14 protein-coding genes are annotated in these 16,416 nt (G+C 74.3%); 12 read left to right on the plus strand and 2 right to left on the minus strand.

From position 1 onward, the window contains the following. Window positions 1-36 precede the first annotated feature (36 nt). The gene (locus BLU55_RS00235; protein ID WP_091724982.1) at window positions 37-585 is read right to left on the minus strand and encodes a CGNR zinc finger domain-containing protein; all 549 of its coding nucleotides are present in this window, start codon (window positions 583-585) and stop codon (window positions 37-39) included. An 81-nt stretch (window positions 586-666) separates the two neighbouring features. Between BLU55_RS00235 and BLU55_RS00240 the strand changes: the two genes are divergently transcribed. From BLU55_RS00240 to BLU55_RS00295, 12 genes are all read left to right on the plus strand, one after another. Further along, window positions 667-1,743 (plus strand): EamA family transporter, encoded by a 1,077-nt coding sequence (locus tag BLU55_RS00240; RefSeq protein WP_091724984.1) that lies wholly within the window; start codon window positions 667-669, stop codon window positions 1,741-1,743. 10 nt (window positions 1,744-1,753) lie between these two features. Further along, complete coding sequence (locus tag BLU55_RS00245; protein ID WP_091724985.1) at window positions 1,754-2,680, plus strand: hypothetical protein; 927 nt, start codon at window positions 1,754-1,756, stop codon at window positions 2,678-2,680. 36 nt (window positions 2,681-2,716) lie between these two features. Continuing rightward, window positions 2,717-3,361, plus strand: coding sequence for a DinB family protein (locus tag BLU55_RS00250; RefSeq protein WP_091724987.1), 645 nt, complete (start codon window positions 2,717-2,719; stop codon window positions 3,359-3,361). A 71-nt stretch (window positions 3,362-3,432) separates the two neighbouring features. After that, a complete protein-coding gene (locus BLU55_RS00255; protein ID WP_091724989.1) occupies window positions 3,433-4,461 on the plus strand; it encodes a 6-phosphofructokinase in 1,029 nt (342 codons plus the stop codon). Between the two features lie 145 nt (window positions 4,462-4,606). Further along, entirely contained in the window at window positions 4,607-6,058 is a 1,452-nt protein-coding gene (locus BLU55_RS00260; RefSeq protein WP_091724991.1) for an APC family permease, read from the plus strand. A 64-nt stretch (window positions 6,059-6,122) separates the two neighbouring features. Next, window positions 6,123-7,466, plus strand: a complete 1,344-nt coding sequence (locus BLU55_RS00265) for a class II 3-deoxy-7-phosphoheptulonate synthase (protein WP_091724992.1) — start codon at window positions 6,123-6,125, stop codon at window positions 7,464-7,466. 1 nt (window position 7,467) lies between these two features. After that, on the plus strand, window positions 7,468-7,872 hold the full coding sequence (locus BLU55_RS00270) for a PPOX class F420-dependent oxidoreductase (protein ID WP_091724994.1): 405 nt from the start codon (window positions 7,468-7,470) through the stop codon (window positions 7,870-7,872). Between the two features lie 2 nt (window positions 7,873-7,874). Then, the gene (locus tag BLU55_RS00275; protein ID WP_091724996.1) at window positions 7,875-8,684 is read left to right on the plus strand and encodes an SDR family NAD(P)-dependent oxidoreductase; all 810 of its coding nucleotides are present in this window, start codon (window positions 7,875-7,877) and stop codon (window positions 8,682-8,684) included. Between the two features lie 61 nt (window positions 8,685-8,745). After that, complete coding sequence (locus tag BLU55_RS00280) at window positions 8,746-9,648, plus strand: SGNH/GDSL hydrolase family protein (protein WP_091724997.1); 903 nt, start codon at window positions 8,746-8,748, stop codon at window positions 9,646-9,648. Window positions 9,649-9,766: 118 nt separating this feature from the next. After that, window positions 9,767-12,127: an endopeptidase La gene (gene lon, locus BLU55_RS00285; RefSeq protein WP_091724999.1), complete on the plus strand. Its 2,361-nt coding sequence runs from the start codon at window positions 9,767-9,769 to the stop codon at window positions 12,125-12,127. 50 nt (window positions 12,128-12,177) lie between these two features. Beyond that, window positions 12,178-14,265: a S9 family peptidase gene (locus BLU55_RS00290; protein WP_172833835.1), complete on the plus strand. Its 2,088-nt coding sequence runs from the start codon at window positions 12,178-12,180 to the stop codon at window positions 14,263-14,265. Further along, the gene (locus BLU55_RS00295) at window positions 14,262-15,278 is read left to right on the plus strand and encodes a threonine aldolase family protein (RefSeq protein WP_231916978.1); all 1,017 of its coding nucleotides are present in this window, start codon (window positions 14,262-14,264) and stop codon (window positions 15,276-15,278) included. The genes BLU55_RS00290 and BLU55_RS00295 overlap by 4 nt, the downstream gene beginning before the upstream one ends. A 28-nt stretch (window positions 15,279-15,306) precedes the next feature. On the opposite strand, the gene aroF is transcribed toward BLU55_RS00295, so the two are convergent. Further along, window positions 15,307-16,332, minus strand: coding sequence for a 3-deoxy-7-phosphoheptulonate synthase (gene aroF / locus BLU55_RS00300; protein WP_091725000.1), 1,026 nt, complete (start codon window positions 16,330-16,332; stop codon window positions 15,307-15,309). Window positions 16,333-16,416 lie beyond the last annotated feature (84 nt).

Genomic DNA, 16,416 nt, shown 5'->3' on the forward strand with positions numbered 1-16,416 from the left:
TGCAACAGACGTCAGGTAGCTGGAAAGGACGTCCAGTCAGTCCGCGCGCTGGCGGTCTCGGTAGGCCCGGACGTTCTCCCGGTTGCCGCAGCCGTCCTCGCAGAAGCGGCGCGAGCGGTTGCGCGAGAGGTCGACGACGACGTTGGCGCAGTCGTCGGCGGCGCAGGTCTTGAGCCGGTCGAGCTCGTGGGAGCGGACGACGTCGACGAAGGCCATCGCGGCCTCGACGGCCATGCGCAGGTGCAGCGGCGCGTCCTGCGGCACGGCGTGGATGTGCCAGCCGAGGCCGTCGTGGTCGACGAGCTGGGGGAGTGCCTCGGCGTCGGCGAGGATCTGGTTGACCCGCTCGACGAGGGCGTCCTCGTCCAGGTGCCACAGCTCGCGCAGGCCGGGCCGCAGCGCCCGGACGGCCTCCAGCTCGTCGGCGTCGCCGAGGCGGCTGCCGAACCAGCCCTGCTCGTCGAGGAAGCGCACCAGGTCGTCGTGGGTGCGCAGGGTGTCCTCGCCCGACCCGCCCGCCGGGTCGCTGTTGACCAGCGCGGTGGCGGCGGCCAGCGCCAGCTCCGTGTCATGGGCAAAAGTCATGTTGACTCCTGTCTGCTCATCTCCCTACAGTAACTGGTGTCCCACTGTTTGACCCCTGACGAGACGAAGGGCGGTGGCCTCGTGCCGACCAGCACCGCGAGCACCCCCGCCGCCGGCGCCACCCGCGGCGCCGGCCCCGGCACCCCGACCGGTGCCCCGGTGGCAGCGCGCTCGGGGCGCGGCCTCGCCTTCGCGCTCGTCTCGGCCGCCACCTTCGGCACCTCGGGCCCGTTCGCCAAGTCGCTGCTCGAGACCGGGTGGACGCCGGGCTCGGTGGTGTTCCTGCGGATCGCCGGTGCGGCGCTGCTGCTGCTCGTGCCGACGCTGCGCGCCCTCGACGGACGCTGGGACCTGCTGCGGCGCGGCTGGGTCCAGGTCGTGGTGTACGGCGTGATGGCCGTCGCCCTGCCGCAGCTGGCGTTCTTCTACGCCGTGCAGCACCTCTCGGTCGCCGTGGCCCTGCTGCTGGAGTACCTCGGCCTGATCCTCGTCGTCGGCTGGACCAGCCTGGTGCGCCGTCGCCTGCCGTCGCTGCCGACCCTGCTGGGCGTGGCCCTGGCGCTGGCCGGCCTGGCGCTGGTGCTCGACCTCCCGGCGCTGGCCGGCGGCGGGGCGGTCGAGATCAGCGGTGTCGGCGTGGCCTGGGGGCTGCTCGCGGCGCTCGGCCTGGCGTCGTACTTCGTGATGTCGGGCGCCTCCAGCGACGACTCGCTGCCGCCGATGGCGCTGGCCGGGGGAGGCCTGGTGGTCGGCGGCGTCGGCTTCGGGGTGCTCGGGCTGGTCGGGCTGCTGCCGATGACCTTCCGCACGGCCGACGTCACCCTGGCCGGGGCCTCGCTGCCCTGGTGGGTGCCGGTGGTGGAGCTGGCCGTGCTGGCCGCCGCCACGGCGTACGTCGCGGGCATCGTCGGTGCCCGCCTCCTCGGGGCCAAGCTGGCCTCCTTCGTGGGCCTGTCCGAGGTGCTCTTCGCGGTGCTGTTCGCCTGGCTGCTGCTGGCCGAGCTGCCGGGCCTGGTGCAGCTGCTCGGTGGCCTGCTCATCCTGGCCGGCGTCGTGGTGGTGCGCGCCGACGAGACCCGCGGCGAGGCGGCCGGCCCGCCGGCCGAGCCGCTGCCGGTCGAGGAGCCGCGCGCCGCCGCCGGGGACGCGCGGGACTAGCCTGGCGGGCATGGCCCCGACCGACGCGGACGAGCTCGCGGCCCTCGCCGAGCCGCTGTACGCCGGCACGGTCGCCGACTTCGTCACCACCCGCGACGCCCTGGCCAAGCAGGCCACCGCGTCCGGTGACAAGCCCCTGGCCGCCGCCGTGAAGAAGCTGCGCAAGCCGTCGGTGGCCGCCTGGGCGGTCAACCTGCTCGTGCGTCGCGAGCACGAGCAGATCGAGCAGGTCCTGGGCCTGGCCGAGTCCCTGCGCGCCGCGGCCGCTGCGCTCGACGGCGACGAGCTGCGCCAGCTCACCCGGCAGCGGCGCCAGCTGACCAGCGCGCTGACCACGACGGCCCGCGCCCGCGCGCGCCAGGCCGGCACCCGGCTCTCGGAACCGGTGGCCGAGCAGGTCGAGGGGGTGCTGACCGCCGCCATGCTCGACCCGGTCGCGGCGGAGGTGGTGCTGACCGGTCGTGTCGTGTCCGCCTTCACCTCGACCGGCGTCGACGACCTCGACGTGGCGGCGGTGGTCGCGGTCCCCGACGCGCTCGGCGTGCGGGCAGAGCCGGCCCCGGACGACGGGGAGGGGGAGGACGACGCCGTCCCCGGGCCGCCCGCGCTGCGCGTGGTGGTCGACGAGGGGGCCCGGCTGGCCGCGGCGCAGGAGGCGCTCGAGGAGGCCGACGAGGCGGTGCGGGCGGCCGAGGCCGAGCACGCGGAGGTCGAGGAGTCGGTGCAGGCGCTGGACGCCCGGCGGCTGCAGCTCCAGGGCGAGGCCGAGGAGCTGCGGCGCCGGCTGGCCGAGATCGAGGAGCGGGCCGACCAGGTCGACGAGGACCACGAGGAGGCCCAGGAGGCGCTCGCCGACGCCGACGGGGTGCTGCGCGAGGCGCGGGAGAGCCAGGCGCGGGCCCGGCGCGCCGTGGAGGACCTCGAGCGGGACCGGTGAGGTGACGGTCGCGGTCGACGGACCTAGGGTGCCGTGATGGAGACCCCCGAGAGCGCGGAGACCGCCCCGCCCGACGCCGCACCTCCGGCGCACGCCCTCGACCCGCGTGCCCCCGACCAGGCCGAGCTGCTGCTGCGCTACCTGCAGCGGGCCCGCGAGTCCCTGCTGGGGTCCCTCGACGGGCTCTCCGACCACGACGTCCGGCGCCCGATGACCCCCACCGGGACCAGCCTGCTCGGCCTGGTCAAGCACGTCGCGGGCGTGGAGATGGGCTACCTCGGGGCGTGCGTCGGCCGGCCGCTCCCGGACCCGCCCGCGTGGGACGACGACGCGGCGTACGACGCGGGGGCCGACATGTGGGCCACGGCCGAGGAGTCCCGCGAGGAGGTCGAGGGCCTCTACCGCCGCACCTGGGCGCACGCCGACGCGACCGTCCGCACCCTGAGGCTGGACGCGCCCGCCGAGGTGCCGTGGTGGCCCGAGGACCGGCGCCGCACCACCCTGGGCTGGCTGCTGGTGCACCACCTCGACGAGACCGCCCACCACGCCGGCCACGCCGACGTCCTGCGCGAGTCGCTCGACCCCCGCTCGGGCCGCGTCAAGGACCCCGGGCGCGACGACGCCTGGTGGGAGGCCCACGTGGCCGAGGTGCAGGCCGCGGCCGACGCGCACCGCGGCTGAGCGCACGACCCGACCCCGCGTGGGGCAGGATGGGCCGGGCCTGCTCACCCCCGCCACCACCAGGAGTCCACATGCGCGTCGGAGTGCTCACCGGCGGGGGCGACTGCCCCGGCCTCAACGCCGTCATCCGGGCCGTCGTCCGCAAGGGCGTCAAGGAGTACGGCTACGAGTTCGTCGGCTTCCGCGACGGCTGGAAGGGCCCCCTCGAGGGCGTCACCACCGAGCTCGGCATCCCGCAGGTGCGCGGCATCCTGCCCCGCGGCGGCACCATCCTCGGCTCCTCGCGCACCAACCCGTTCAAGGTCGAGGGCGGGGTCGAGAAGATCAAGGCCAACCTCGCCGACCTCGGCGTCGACGCGCTCATCGCCATCGGCGGCGAGGACACCCTGGGCGTGGCCACGAAGCTGCACGACCTCGGCGTCCAGGTCGTGGGCGTGCCCAAGACGATCGACAACGACCTCAACGCCACCGACTTCACCTTCGGCTTCGACACGGCCGTCAACATCGCCATGGAGGCGATCGACCGGCTCCACACCACCGCCGAGTCCCACCACCGGGTGCTCGTCGTCGAGGTGATGGGCCGCCACGCCGGCTGGATCGCGCTGCACGCCGGCATGTCCGGCGGCGCCAACGTGGTGCTGATCCCCGAGAAGCCCTTCGACATCGAGCAGGTCTGCGCGCTGGTCGAGCGCCGCTTCGAGGACCACTACGCCCCGATCCTCGTCGTGTCCGAGGGCGCCGTGCCGGTGGAGGGCGGCGAGATGAGCCTGGTGTCGGGGGAGAAGGACGCCTTCGGCCACGTCCGCCTCGGCGGCATCGGCGACCGGCTCGCCAGCGAGATCGAGCACCGCACCGGCAAGGAGGCCCGCGCGGTCGTGCTCGGCCACGTCCAGCGCGGCGGCACCCCGACCGCCTTCGACCGCTGGCTGGCCACCCGCTTCGGCCTGCACGCCATCGACGCCGTCCACGACGGCGACTTCGGCACGATGATGGCGCTGCGCGGCACCCGCATCGAGCGCGTCCCGCTCATCGAGGGCACCGGCGAGCTCAAGCTCGTCGACCCCCAGGAGTACGCCGAGGCCGAGGTCTTCTTCGGCTGAGCCGGCGGTCGGGTCCCCCGGGGGCACGACGGTCGGTGGCGCACCAGGTTTCGCCCGTGTGACGTCTCCGCGCGTCGTGCGTGCAGGTACTGGTCGTCGGGCGCGTCGTGGTCCACGATGACCAGACGTCGTCACGGAGGTCGCCATGTCCAGCACCACGTCCGAGCAGAGCACCGAGGACCAGCCCGACCTCAAGCGGGTGATGGGTCCCGGCTTGCTGCTGCTGTTCATCGTCGGCGACATCCTGGGCGCGGGCGTGTACGCCGTGACCGGCCGCCTCGCGGGCCAGGTCGGCGGCATCGCCTGGCTGCCCTTCCTGGTGGCGTTCGCGGTCGCCACGCTGACGGCGTTCTCCTACCTCGAGCTGGTGTGCAAGTACCCCCGGGCCGCCGGCGCCGCGCTCTACACGCACAAGGCCTTCGGCATCCACTTCGTGACCTTCCTGGTGGCCTTCACCGTGATGGCCTCGGGCATCACCAGCGCCTCGACGTCGTCGGGGCTGCTGTCGAGCAACCTGCTGATCGGGCTCAACGAGATCTCCGGGGCGGTGCCGACCGGTGACACCGCCACCCTGCTGGTGGCGCTGGCCTTCATGGTCGTGCTCGCGCTGATCAACCTGCGCGGCGTGGGGGAGAGCGTGAAGTTCAACGTCGTGCTCACCCTGATCGAGATGACCGCACTGGCCATCGTCATCGCCATCGGCTTCGTGGCCATCGGCGGCGGCAACGGCGCGCTCGACCGGATCACCGTCTTCGAGAACCCCGACGACAAGGGCCTGTTCGCGGCCGTCACCGTGGCGACGGCCATCGCGTTCTTCTCGATGGTCGGCTTCGAGGACTCGGTCAACATGGTCGAGGAGACCAAGGACCCGGCCCGGATCTTCCCGCGGATGATGTTCACCGGGCTCGGCATCGCGGTGCTGATCTACATGCTGGTGGCCGTCTCGGTCGTCGCCGTGATCCCCGCCGGCGACATCGCCAACCCGCAGAACCCCGAGGCCGGCATCCTGCTCGACGTCGTCCGGGTGGGCGCCCCCAACCTGCCGATCGACAGCATCTTCCCGTTCCTCACGGTCTTCGCGGTCGCCAACACCGCCCTCATCAACATGCTCATGGCCAGCCGGCTGGTCTACGGCATGGCCAGCCAGCAGGTGCTGCCCAAGGCGCTGGGCAAGGTCTCCAAGCGCAGCCGGGCGCCCTGGGCCGCGATCGCCTTCACCACGACGCTCGCGCTCGTGCTGATCGTGGTGGTCCGGCTGCAGGCGGAGAACACCGTCGTGGCCGCCCTGTCGGGCACCACCGCGCTGCTGCTGCTCGCGGTGTTCACCATCGTCAACGTGACCGTGCTGGTGCTGCGCCGCGACCCCACCCCGGAGGGCCACTTCCGCGCCCCCACGGTCGTGCCGGTCATCGGTGCCCTCTCGTGCGCCTACCTGCTCGGCCCGTGGGCGCGGCTGGAGGCCGACATGATCCAGTACCAGATCGCCGGCGGCCTGCTGGCGCTCGGCGTCGCGCTCTGGGCGGTCACCGTCGTGGTCAACAAGCTGACCGGCACCGACCCGACCCAGTTCGAGGACGTCAGCCAGCTCGGCGGCTGACCCGGGGAGGTCCACCGGACGACGCCGGTTCGGCCGGGCGGTCGGCGCGCCGTACCCTTGTGCGGTGTCTGGTCAGTCCGTCCCCACGCTCGCCGAGCTCCACGCGCTGGGCCCCGCCCAGCAGCCCACCTACCCCGACCGCGCGTCCGTCGACGCGGCGGTGGCCAAGCTGCGCAAGATGCCGCCGCTGGTCTTCGCCGGCGAGTGCGACGACCTCAAGGCCAAGCTGGCCGCGGTCACGCGCGGGGAGGCGTTCCTGCTCCAGGGCGGTGACTGCGCGGAGACCTTCGACGGCGTGACGGCCGACAACGTGCGCAACAAGCTGCGCGTGCTGCTCCAGATGGCCGTCGTGCTGACGTACGCCGCCTCGGTGCCGGTCGTGAAGCTGGGCCGCCTGGCCGGGCAGTACGCCAAGCCGCGGTCCTCGGACCTGGAGACCCGCGACGGCGTCACGCTGCCGGCCTACCGCGGCGACGCGGTCAACGGGTTCGAGTTCACCGAGGCGTCGCGGGTCCCCGACCCGCAGCGGCTGGTCGACGTCTACAACTCCTCGGCCGCCACCCTCAACCTGGTGCGCGCCTTCGTCACCGGCGGCTACGCCGACCTGCGCCAGGTGCACACCTGGAACACCGACTTCGTCCTCGGGTCCGAGGTGGGCCGCCGCTACGAGCAGCTCGCCGCCGAGATCGACAAGGCGATGTCCTTCATGGAGGCCATCGGCGTCGACGTCGAGGAGCTGCGCCGGGTCGACTTCCACTCCAGCCACGAGGCGCTGGTGCTGGAGTACGAGCACGCCCTGACCCGCATCGACAGCCGCACCCAGCTGCCCTACGACGTCTCGGGCCACTTCGTGTGGATCGGCGAGCGCACCCGCCAGCTCGACGGCGCGCACGTCGAGATGATGAGCCGCATCGCCAACCCGATCGGCGTCAAGCTCGGGCCCACCACGAGCGCCGACGACGCGATCGCGCTGGCCGCCAAGCTCAACCCGACCAACGAGCAGGGCCGGCTCACCTTCATCACCCGCATGGGCGCGGGCAAGATCCGCGAGCACCTGCCGCCGCTGCTGGAGAAGGTGCACGCCGCGGGCGTCGAGGTCGCGTGGGTCTGCGACCCGATGCACGGCAACACCTTCGAGGCCTCCTCGGGCTACAAGACCCGTCGCTTCGAGGACGTCATCGAGGAGGTCCAGGGCTTCTTCGACGTGCACCGCTCCGTCGGCACCTGGCCCGGCGGCCTCCACGTCGAGCTGACCGGTGACGACGTCACCGAGTGCGTCGGCGGCGGCGAGGACGTCCTCGAGTCGGACCTGTCCGACCGCTACGAGTCGGTCTGCGACCCGCGGCTCAACCGGGTGCAGAGCCTCGAGCTGGCGTTCCTGGTCGCGGAGATGCTCCGGAAGGCCTGAGGTGCCCCGCACCTACGCCCTGGTGGGCGACCACCTGGAGTTCTGGCGCGAGCGCCACCTGTGCACCGTGACCACGCTGCGGCGCGACGGCTCGCCCCACGTGGTCCCGATGGGGATCGCGGTCGACCCCTCCTCCGACGGCGCGGGCGGCTTCGCCTGGGGCATCACCTCGGCCACCTCGCAGAAGGTCGCCAACCTGCGCGCCGGCGGCGACCCGCGGGTGGCGGTGTGCCAGGTCGACCGGGGCCGCTGGTCCACGGTCGAGGGCGTGGCCGAGGTCCTCGACGACCCGGACGCCGTGGCCGAGGCCTGCCGCCGCTACGCCGAGCGCTACCGCCAGCCGCGCGAGAACCCCACCCGGGTGGCGCTGCGGATCGCGATCACCTCGGTCATCGGCAACGTGTGAGCGTGGCCCCGCCCGCCGGTGCCTTCGACCTCACCGGTCGGGTCGCCCTGGTGACCGGCGCCGGGTCGCCCACCGGCATCGGCCTGGCCACCGCCCGGCTGCTCGGCTCGATGGGCGCGGCCGTCGCGGTCGCCGCGACCACCGACCGGGTGCACCAGCGCGCCGAGGAGCTGCGGCGCGCGGGCGTGCGGTCGGTCGGCGTCGTGGCCGACCTGACCGACGAGCAGGCGGTGGCGGCGGCCGTCGCCGAGGTGACCGACGCGCTGGGCGCCCCCACCGTGCTCGTCGCCAACGCGGGCATGACCAGCGTCGCCGTCCCCGCCCTGGACACCGGTGCGGAGTCCGGCACCACCACCGAGGTGTCGCTCGCCGCGTGGCACGCGTCGCTGGCCCGCAACCTCGACACCGCGTTCCTCACCACCCGCGCCGTGCTCCCCGGCATGCGTCGTGCGGGCTGGGGCCGGGTGGTCGTGGTGGCCTCGGTGACCGGGCCGGTCATGGCGATGCGCGGCGAGGCGGCGTACGCCGCGGCGAAGGCCGGCCTGGTCGGCCTGGCCCGCGCGGTCGCGGTCGACGAGGCGGCCGCCGGCGTGACGGCCAACGCCGTCGCCCCGGGCTGGATCGCGACCGGCAGCCAGACCCCGCACGAGGCCGACCAGGCCCGCCGCACGCCCGTGGGACGCGGGGCGCACCCCGACGAGGTGGCCGCCGCGGTGGCGTTCCTGTGCTCGCCGGGGGCGTCGTACGTCACGGGGCAGTGCCTGGTCGTCGACGGCGGCAACGCGGTCGCCGAGGAGCGCGCCCGGCCCTGAGCGCGGTCCCGCGCCCGTGTGACGGGCGTAACTCCTCGCGCTCCCACCCGTTGGTCCCTCCATGCGTCGTCGACTCCTCGCCCTGTCCCTGACCGCCGCGTCGGTGCTCACCGCCGGCCTGGTCACCGCCGCCCCCTCCTCGGCCACCGGCTCGACCGCGGGCTCGGGCGCCAGCTCGACCACGGGCACCCCCGGGACGGCGTACGTCGCGCTGGGCGACTCCTACAGCGCCGCCTCCGGCGTGCTGCCGCTCGACCCCACGGCCCCGCCGTCGTGCCTGCGCTCGACGCGCAACTACCCCCACGTCATCGCCGCCCGGACCGGCGCGGTGCTGCGCGACGTGACCTGCGGGGCGGCCGAGACCAAGGACTACCGCGAGTCGCAGGGCCCGGGCATCGCGCCCCAGCTCGACGCCCTCGGCGCCGGCACCGAGCTGGTGACGATGACGATCGGCGGCAACGACAGCGGCGTGTTCATCGGCGCCATCACCAAGTGCGGCGCCGCCGGCACCACGACGCTCGGCCGCGGCAACCCGTGCGAGCGGCGCTACGGCAGCTCCTTCGAGGACACCATCCGCACCACGACCTACCCCGCGCTGGTGCAGGCGCTGCAGGACGTGCGGGCCAAGGCCCCCAACGCCCGCGTCGCGATCCTCGGCTACCCCTGGATCGTCCCGACCAGCGGCCGCTGCTACCCGCAGCTGCCCGTCGCCGACGGCGACGTGCCCTACCTGCGCAGCCTCCAGGCCACCCTCAACGACGCCGTCGCCCGGGCCGCGGCGGCCACCGGCTCGACGTACGTCGACCTCGACGGCGTCTCCGAGGGCCACGACGCCTGCAAGCCCCTCGGCACCCGCTGGATCGAGCCCGTCGTGGGCACCACCAACCCGGTGATCGTGCACCCCAACGCCCTGGGCGAGCGCAAGATGGCCGACCGGGCGATGGCGGTGCTGGGGCTCGGCTGACCGCTGCCGGTCGGTCGGGGGACCCCGGTCCCGTTCGCTCTGGGCGGACGCGCCGGCGGGAACACCGCTTCGATCCTCGAAGTTGAGCACATCAGACTCAAGAATCGAGGACCCTCGCATGACCGATGTGCAGACCCTTCCGCTCCTGTCCCTGGCCGACACCGTGGTGCTGCCCGGGATGGTCGTCCCGGTCGAGCTCGACGCCGACACCCGTCCGGTGGTCGACGCCGCGCGGGCCGCGGCCGACGGTGACACCCCGGCTACGCTGCTGCTCGCGCCGCGGCTGGCCGACCGCTACCCGACGTACGGCGTCATCGCCACCGTCGAGCAGATCGGTCGCCTGCCCGGCGGCGCGCCGGTGGCCGTGCTGCGGGCCGGCGACCGCGCCCGGATCGGGTCGGGCGTGCCCGGTCCCGGTGCCGCGCTGTGGGTCGAGGCCGAGCCGGTCGAGCAGGCCGCCGCCGACGAGGCCGCGACGGCGCTGGCCGAGGACTACCGCAAGGTCGTGATCGCGATCCTGCAGCGCCGCAACGCGTGGCAGGTCATCGACAACGTCCAGCGCATCACCGACCCCTCCGAGCTGGCCGACCTGGCCGGCTGGGCGCCGTACCTCTCCGACGAGCAGAAGCGCGAGCTGCTCGAGACGCCCGACGTCGAGGAGCGCCTGACCCGGGTGCTGGCCTGGGCGCGCGAGCACTTCGCCGAGCTCGAGGTGACCGAGAAGATCAGCGAGGACGTCCGCGAGGGCATGGACAAGCGGCAGCGCGAGTTCCTGCTGCGCGAGCAGCTGGCCGCGATCCGCAAGGAGCTGGGCGAGGACGAGCCCGAGGGGGCCGACGACTACCGCGGCCGCGTCGAGGCCGCGGACCTGCCCGACGACGTGCGGGCCGCCGCGCTGCGCGAGGTCGGCAAGCTCGAGCGCGCCAGCGACCAGGGCCCCGAGGCCGGGTGGATCCGCACCTGGCTCGACACCGTCCTGGAGCTGCCGTGGTCGGTGCGCACCACCGACACGACCGACGTCGTGGCCGCCCGCAGCGTGCTCGACGCCGACCACCACGGGCTCGACGACGTCAAGGACCGGATCACCGAGTTCCTGGCCGTCCGCGCCCGCCGCGCCGAGCGCGGCCTCGAGGTCGTCGGCGGTCGCGGCTCGGGGGCGGTGCTCGCCCTGGTCGGTCCTCCCGGCGTCGGCAAGACCTCGCTCGGCGAGTCCGTGGCGCACGCCCTGGGCCGCAGGTTCGTCCGCGTGGCGCTGGGTGGCGTCCGCGACGAGGCGGAGGTCCGCGGCCACCGGCGCACCTACGTCGGTGCGCTGCCCGGCCGCATCGTCCGCGCGATCTCCGAGGCCGGCTCGATGAACCCCGTGGTGCTGCTCGACGAGATCGACAAGGTCGGCTCGGACTACCGCGGCGACCCGGCCGCGGCGCTGCTCGAGGTCCTCGACCCCGCGCAGAACCACACCTTCCGCGACCACTACCTCGAGGTCGACCTCGACCTGTCCGACGTGGTGTTCCTGGCGACCGCCAACGTCCTGGAGTCGATCCCCGACGCGCTGCTCGACCGCATGGAGGTCGTCACGCTGGACGGCTACACCGAGGACGACAAGGTCGCGATCGCGCGCACCCACCTGCTGCCGCGCCAGCTCGAGCGCGCTGCGCTGTCCGAGGACGAGGTCGTGCTGAGCGGCGAGGCGCTGCGCTCGATCGCGGGCCAGTACACCCGCGAGGCGGGCGTGCGACAGCTGGAGCGCGGCCTGGCGCGGGTGCTGCGCAAGGTGGCGACGCGGCTGGCGTCCGGCACCGAGGCCCCCGTGGCCGTCGGCGACGCGGAGCTGCGCGACTACCTCGGCCGCCCGCGGTTCCTGCCCGAGACCGCCGAGCGCACCTCGGTGCCCGGCGTCGCCACCGGCCTCGCCGTCACCGGTGCGGGCGGTGACGTGCTCTTCATCGAGGCCTCGGCCATGGACGGCGAGCGCGGCCTGCACCTGACCGGCCAGCTCGGCGAGGTGATGAAGGAGTCGGCGACGATCGCGCTGTCCTACCTGCGCGCCCACGGCAGCGAGCACGACATCGACGTGGCACCGCTCGACCGCAGCCTGCACCTGCACGTGCCCGCCGGGGCGGTGCCCAAGGACGGGCCGTCCGCCGGCGTCACCATGGTGACGGCGCTGGCCTCGCTCGCCACCGGACGACCGGTCCGGGCGGAGGTGGCCATGACCGGCGAGGTCACCCTCAACGGCCGGGTGCTGCCGATCGGCGGGGTCAAGCAGAAGCTGCTCGCCGCGCAGCGGGCCGGGGCCACCACGGTCTTCATCCCGCAGCGCAACGAGGCCGACCTCGACGACGTCCCGTCCGAGGTGCTCGAGGCGCTGGACGTGCGACCGGTCGCCGACGTGGGGGAGATCCTCGCGCTCGCCCTGGAGCCGGTCGCGCCGGCCGTGCCCGACACCCACCGGGCCGCGGGGTTCACCGCGGCCTGAGCGGAGCTCGCGCCCGACCGGCGGTCGGGGGTGCGTGATAGGCATTTCGGGTGACTCCCTCGGATCCCACGCCCCCCGACCGCCCGTCCGACGAGACGACCGCCGACCCGCTGCACGACCTCGACGCCTACGTCGCGCTGCCGCGGGTCGGTGGTCTCGCGCTGTCCCCCGCGGGTGACCGCCTCGTCACCTCCGTCCAGTCGCTCGACCCCCAGCGCACCCGCTGGGTGAGCGCGCTGTGGGAGGTCGACCCGACGGGGGAGCGGCCGGCGCGCCGGCTGACGCGCAGCGCCAAGGGCGAGGGCGGCGCGACCTTCGCCCCCGACGGCTCGGTGCTGTTCGTCTCAGGCCGTCCCGACCCCGCCTCCGACGACGACGACGACGAGCAGGCGCTGCTGTGGCAGCTGCCCGCCGGCGGCGGCGAGGCGCGCGTGGTCGGCTCCCGGCCCGGGGGCATCGGCGGCGTCCGCGTCGCCCGCACCACCGCTGGCCTCGTGACGCTGTCCTCGACCTTCCCGTCCTCGACCGACGAGGAGTCCGAGGCGGCCACCCGCAAGGCCCGCAAGGAGGGCAAGGTCTCGGCGATCCTGCACGAGAGCGCCCCCGTCCGCTACTGGGACCACGACCTGGGGCCGGCGACGCCGCGCCTGTTCGGCGGCACGCTGCCGGACGCCGGCGACGACGCCCGCGTCGAGCTGCGCGACCTCACCCCGGCGGTCGGCCGGGCGCTGGAGAGCGCCGGCGCGGAGGGGTCCTGGGACCTGAGCCCCGACGGCTCCTTCGTGCTGACGTCGTGGGACGTCCGCGAGCGCGGCGGCTTCCGCCAGGGCCTGGCCCGGGTCGACGTCGCCACCGGCGAGCAGCGGCTGCTGCTCGACGACCCCGAGTCCGAGTACGCCTCGCCCTCGATCAGCCCCGACGGCCAGCGCGCCGCCCTGGTCCGCTACGTCCGCTCCACCCCGACCGACCCGGGCGACCAGCGGCTGGTCCTGCTCGACCTCGACAGCGGCGAGCTGCGCGACCTGAGCGGCGACTGGGACCACTGGCCCGCCGGGGAGCTGCGCTGGACCCCCGACGGCACGGCGCTGCTGCTCCACGCCGACGAGGACGGCCGCTCGCCGGTCTTCCGCTGCGAGGTGGCCACGGGGGAGTTCACCCGCCTGACCCACGACGACTTCGCCTACTCCGACGTCCAGGTCAGCCCCGACGGTGCGGTCGTCTACGCCCTGCGCACGTCGTACGCCGAGCCCGCCCGGCCGGTCCGCCTCGACGCCACCACCCCCGACCAGGAGTCGGTGCCGCTGCGCGGACCCGCCGAGCCGCCGGCGCTGCCCGGCCGGCTGGTCGACGTCGAGACCACCGCCGAGGACGGCACCCGGGTGCGCTCGTGGCTGTGCCTGCCCGAGGGTGCCTCGGCCGACGCGCCTGCCCCGCTGCTGCTGTGGATCCACGGCGGCCCGCTCGGCTCGTGGAACGCCTGGTCCTGGCGGTGGAACCCCTGGCTGGCCGTGTCGCGCGGCTACGCCGTGCTGCTGCCCGACCCCGCGCTCTCGACCGGCTACGGCCTGGACTTCGTGGCCCGCGGCTGGGGCGCGTGGGGCGCGGCGCCCTACACCGACCTGATGGCGGCGACCGACGCGGCCGTGGCCCGCGACGACGTCGACGAGACCCGCACCGCGGCGATGGGCGGCTCCTTCGGCGGCTACATGGCCAACTGGGTGGCCGGGCACACCGACCGCTTCGACGCGATCGTCACCCACGCCAGCCTGTGGGCGCTCGACCAGTTCGGCCCCACCACCGACATGCCGTCCTACTGGGCGCGCGAGATGACCGAGCAGATGGCGCTGGAGAACTCCCCGCACCGCTTCGTCGACGACGTCGTGTCGCCGGTCCTGGTCATCCACGGCGACAAGGACTACCGCGTGCCGATCGGGGAGGGCCTGCGGCTGTGGGCCGAGCTGGCCGCGCGCGCCGAGGCCGAGGACGGCTCGATGCCCCACAAGTTCCTCTACTTCCCCGACGAGAACCACTGGGTGCTCACGCCCAACCACGCGAAGCTCTGGTACGCCACCGTCTTCGCCTTCCTCGACCACCACGTCCTCGGCGGCGCGTGGGTCACCCCGGAGCTGCTGCGATGAACGACCCCACCGGCCTGGTCGACCTGCGCTCGGACACCGTGACCCGGCCCACGGCGGCGATGCGCCGCGCCATGGCCGAGGCCGAGGTCGGCGACGACGTCTACGACGAGGACCCCACGGTCCGCCTGCTCCAGGAGCGGGTGGCCGACCTGTTCGGCTTCGAGGCGGCGCTGTTCACGCCGACCGGCTCGATGGCCAACGTGCTCGCCGTGGCGGCCCTGGTCGGCCCCGGCGAGGAGGTGCTGTGCGAGTCGCGCTCGCACGTGCTGCGGGCCGAGCTGGGCGCCCACGGCGCGCTGACCGGCCTCACCAGCCGCACCTGGATCCACGAGCGCGGCCAGCTCGACCTGGCCGCGGTGCAGCAGATGTACGCCCCCGACATGGGGCCGTTCTTCGTGCGGACCACCGCGATCGCGATCGAGAACACCCACAACTTCGCCGGGGGCACGGTGATCCCGATCGAGGACGTCCGGGCGCTGCGCACCTGGGCCGACGAGGTCGGGGTGGGCGTCCACGTCGACGGGGCCCGGATCTGGAACGCCCACGTCGCCACCGGCACGCCGCTGCGCGCCTACGGCGCGGCCGCCGACGTGATGGCCGTGTGCCTGTCCAAGGGCCTCGGCGCCCCGATCGGGTCGCTGCTGCTGGCCTCGCGCGAGCAGGTCGAGGTCGCGCGGGTGCGCCGCAAGCGGATGGGCGGCGGGATGCGCCAGGTCGGCGTCCTCGCCGCCGCCGGGCTCCACGCGCTCGACCACCACCTCGAGCGGCTGGCCGAGGACCACGAGCACGCGCGGTTGCTCGCCGAGGCGTGCGGCCAGGACCCGGCGCTCACCGAGACCAACATCGTGGTCGCCGACGTGCCCGACGCCCCGGCGGTCGTCGCCGCGGCCCGCGAGGAGGGCGTGCTGGTCGGTGCGGTCGGCCCGACCAAGCTGCGGATGCTGACCCACCTCGACGTCGGCCGGCCCGAGGTCGAGCGGGCGGCGAAGGTGCTGGGGCGGTTGCTGTCCTGAGGCGCGGCGTCCTGGCCGTGGACCCGGGTCAGACCCGGCGGCCCACGACCGGGGGCAGCTTGCGGCACGCCGTGGCCAGCTCGCGCAGCTCCTGGCCGTGCAGCGCCTGCGGGCCGTCGCACAGCGCCTGCTCGGGGTCGGGGTGCACGTCGACGACGATGCCGTCGGCCCCCACGGCGATGGCGGCCCGCGAGAGCGGGACCACCAGGTCACGCCGCCCGCCGGCGTGCGAGGGGTCGACGATCACCGGCAGGTGGCTGGTGGCCTGGACGACCGGGACGGCGGAGATGTCCAGGGTGGTGCTCGTCGACGGCTCGAAGGTGCGGATGCCGCGCTCGCACAGCACGACGTCGAGGTTGCCGCGCTGGGCGACGTACTCCGCGGCCATCAGCCACTCCTCGACGGTGGCGTTGACGCCGCGCTCCAGCAGCACGGGCAGCCCGGCGTCTCCCACGGCCTGGAGCAGCCCGAAGTTGCCCATGTTGCGGCTGCCGACCTGGAGCATGTGGGCGTGCTCGGCGACCGCGTCCAGGTCGCGGGCGTCGACCACCTCGGTCACGATCGGCAGGCCCGTGGCGGTGCCGACGTCGGCCAGGATCTCGAGGCCCTTGAGGCCCAGGCCCTGGAAGGCGTACGGCGAGGTGCGCGGCTTGAAGGCACCCCCGCGGAGCAGCTTGGCGCCGGCCGCCTTGGCCATCTCGGCCGCCTGCAGGGTCTGCTGGGCCGACTCGACGGCGCACGGCCCGGCCAGCAGCGTGAACGTGCCCGGCCCGATCGCCACCTCGGCGCCCGCGGGCCCGACGTGCACCGTCGACCGCTCCGGGTGGTGCTGGCGGCTGACCAGCTTGTAGGGGTCGGAGATCCGGTAGACCTCCTGCACGCCGGGCATGCTGCGCAGGTTGAGGCCGTGGAAGGAGTCGATGTCACCGACGAGGCCGATGATCGTGCGCACCACGCCCCGGCTGACGAACGCCTGCCCACCGGTCTCCTCGACCCGCGCGGTGACGCGCGCGATCTGCTCCTCCGTGGCGTCCGGGGACATGACGACGACCATGATCCGAGGCTAGGACGGTCCGTCCCGCATGACGGACGGTGATATCGACATCCGGACGGTCGAGTCCCGATCGTGACCTGCCCC

The organism is Nocardioides scoriae, from assembly GCF_900104965.1.
Lineage (GTDB): Bacteria > Actinomycetota > Actinomycetes > Propionibacteriales > Nocardioidaceae > Marmoricola > Marmoricola scoriae.

Excerpts from the sequence above, each read along its gene's own strand:
- BLU55_RS00235 (WP_091724982.1), bottom strand. The coding sequence starts at position 585 with ATGACTTTTGCCCATGACACGGAGCTGGCGCTGGCCGCCGCCACCGCG.
- BLU55_RS00245 (WP_091724985.1), top strand. The coding sequence starts at position 1,754 with ATGGCCCCGACCGACGCGGACGAGCTCGCGGCCCTCGCCGAGCCGCTG.
- BLU55_RS00250 (WP_091724987.1), top strand. The coding sequence starts at position 2,717 with ATGGAGACCCCCGAGAGCGCGGAGACCGCCCCGCCCGACGCCGCACCT.
- BLU55_RS00255 (WP_091724989.1), top strand. The coding sequence starts at position 3,433 with ATGCGCGTCGGAGTGCTCACCGGCGGGGGCGACTGCCCCGGCCTCAAC.
- BLU55_RS00260 (WP_091724991.1), top strand. The coding sequence starts at position 4,607 with ATGTCCAGCACCACGTCCGAGCAGAGCACCGAGGACCAGCCCGACCTC.
- BLU55_RS00280 (WP_091724997.1), top strand. The coding sequence starts at position 8,746 with ATGCGTCGTCGACTCCTCGCCCTGTCCCTGACCGCCGCGTCGGTGCTC.
- lon (WP_091724999.1), top strand. The coding sequence starts at position 9,767 with ATGACCGATGTGCAGACCCTTCCGCTCCTGTCCCTGGCCGACACCGTG.
- BLU55_RS00295 (WP_231916978.1), top strand. The coding sequence starts at position 14,262 with ATGAACGACCCCACCGGCCTGGTCGACCTGCGCTCGGACACCGTGACC.
- aroF (WP_091725000.1), bottom strand. The coding sequence starts at position 16,332 with ATGGTCGTCGTCATGTCCCCGGACGCCACGGAGGAGCAGATCGCGCGC.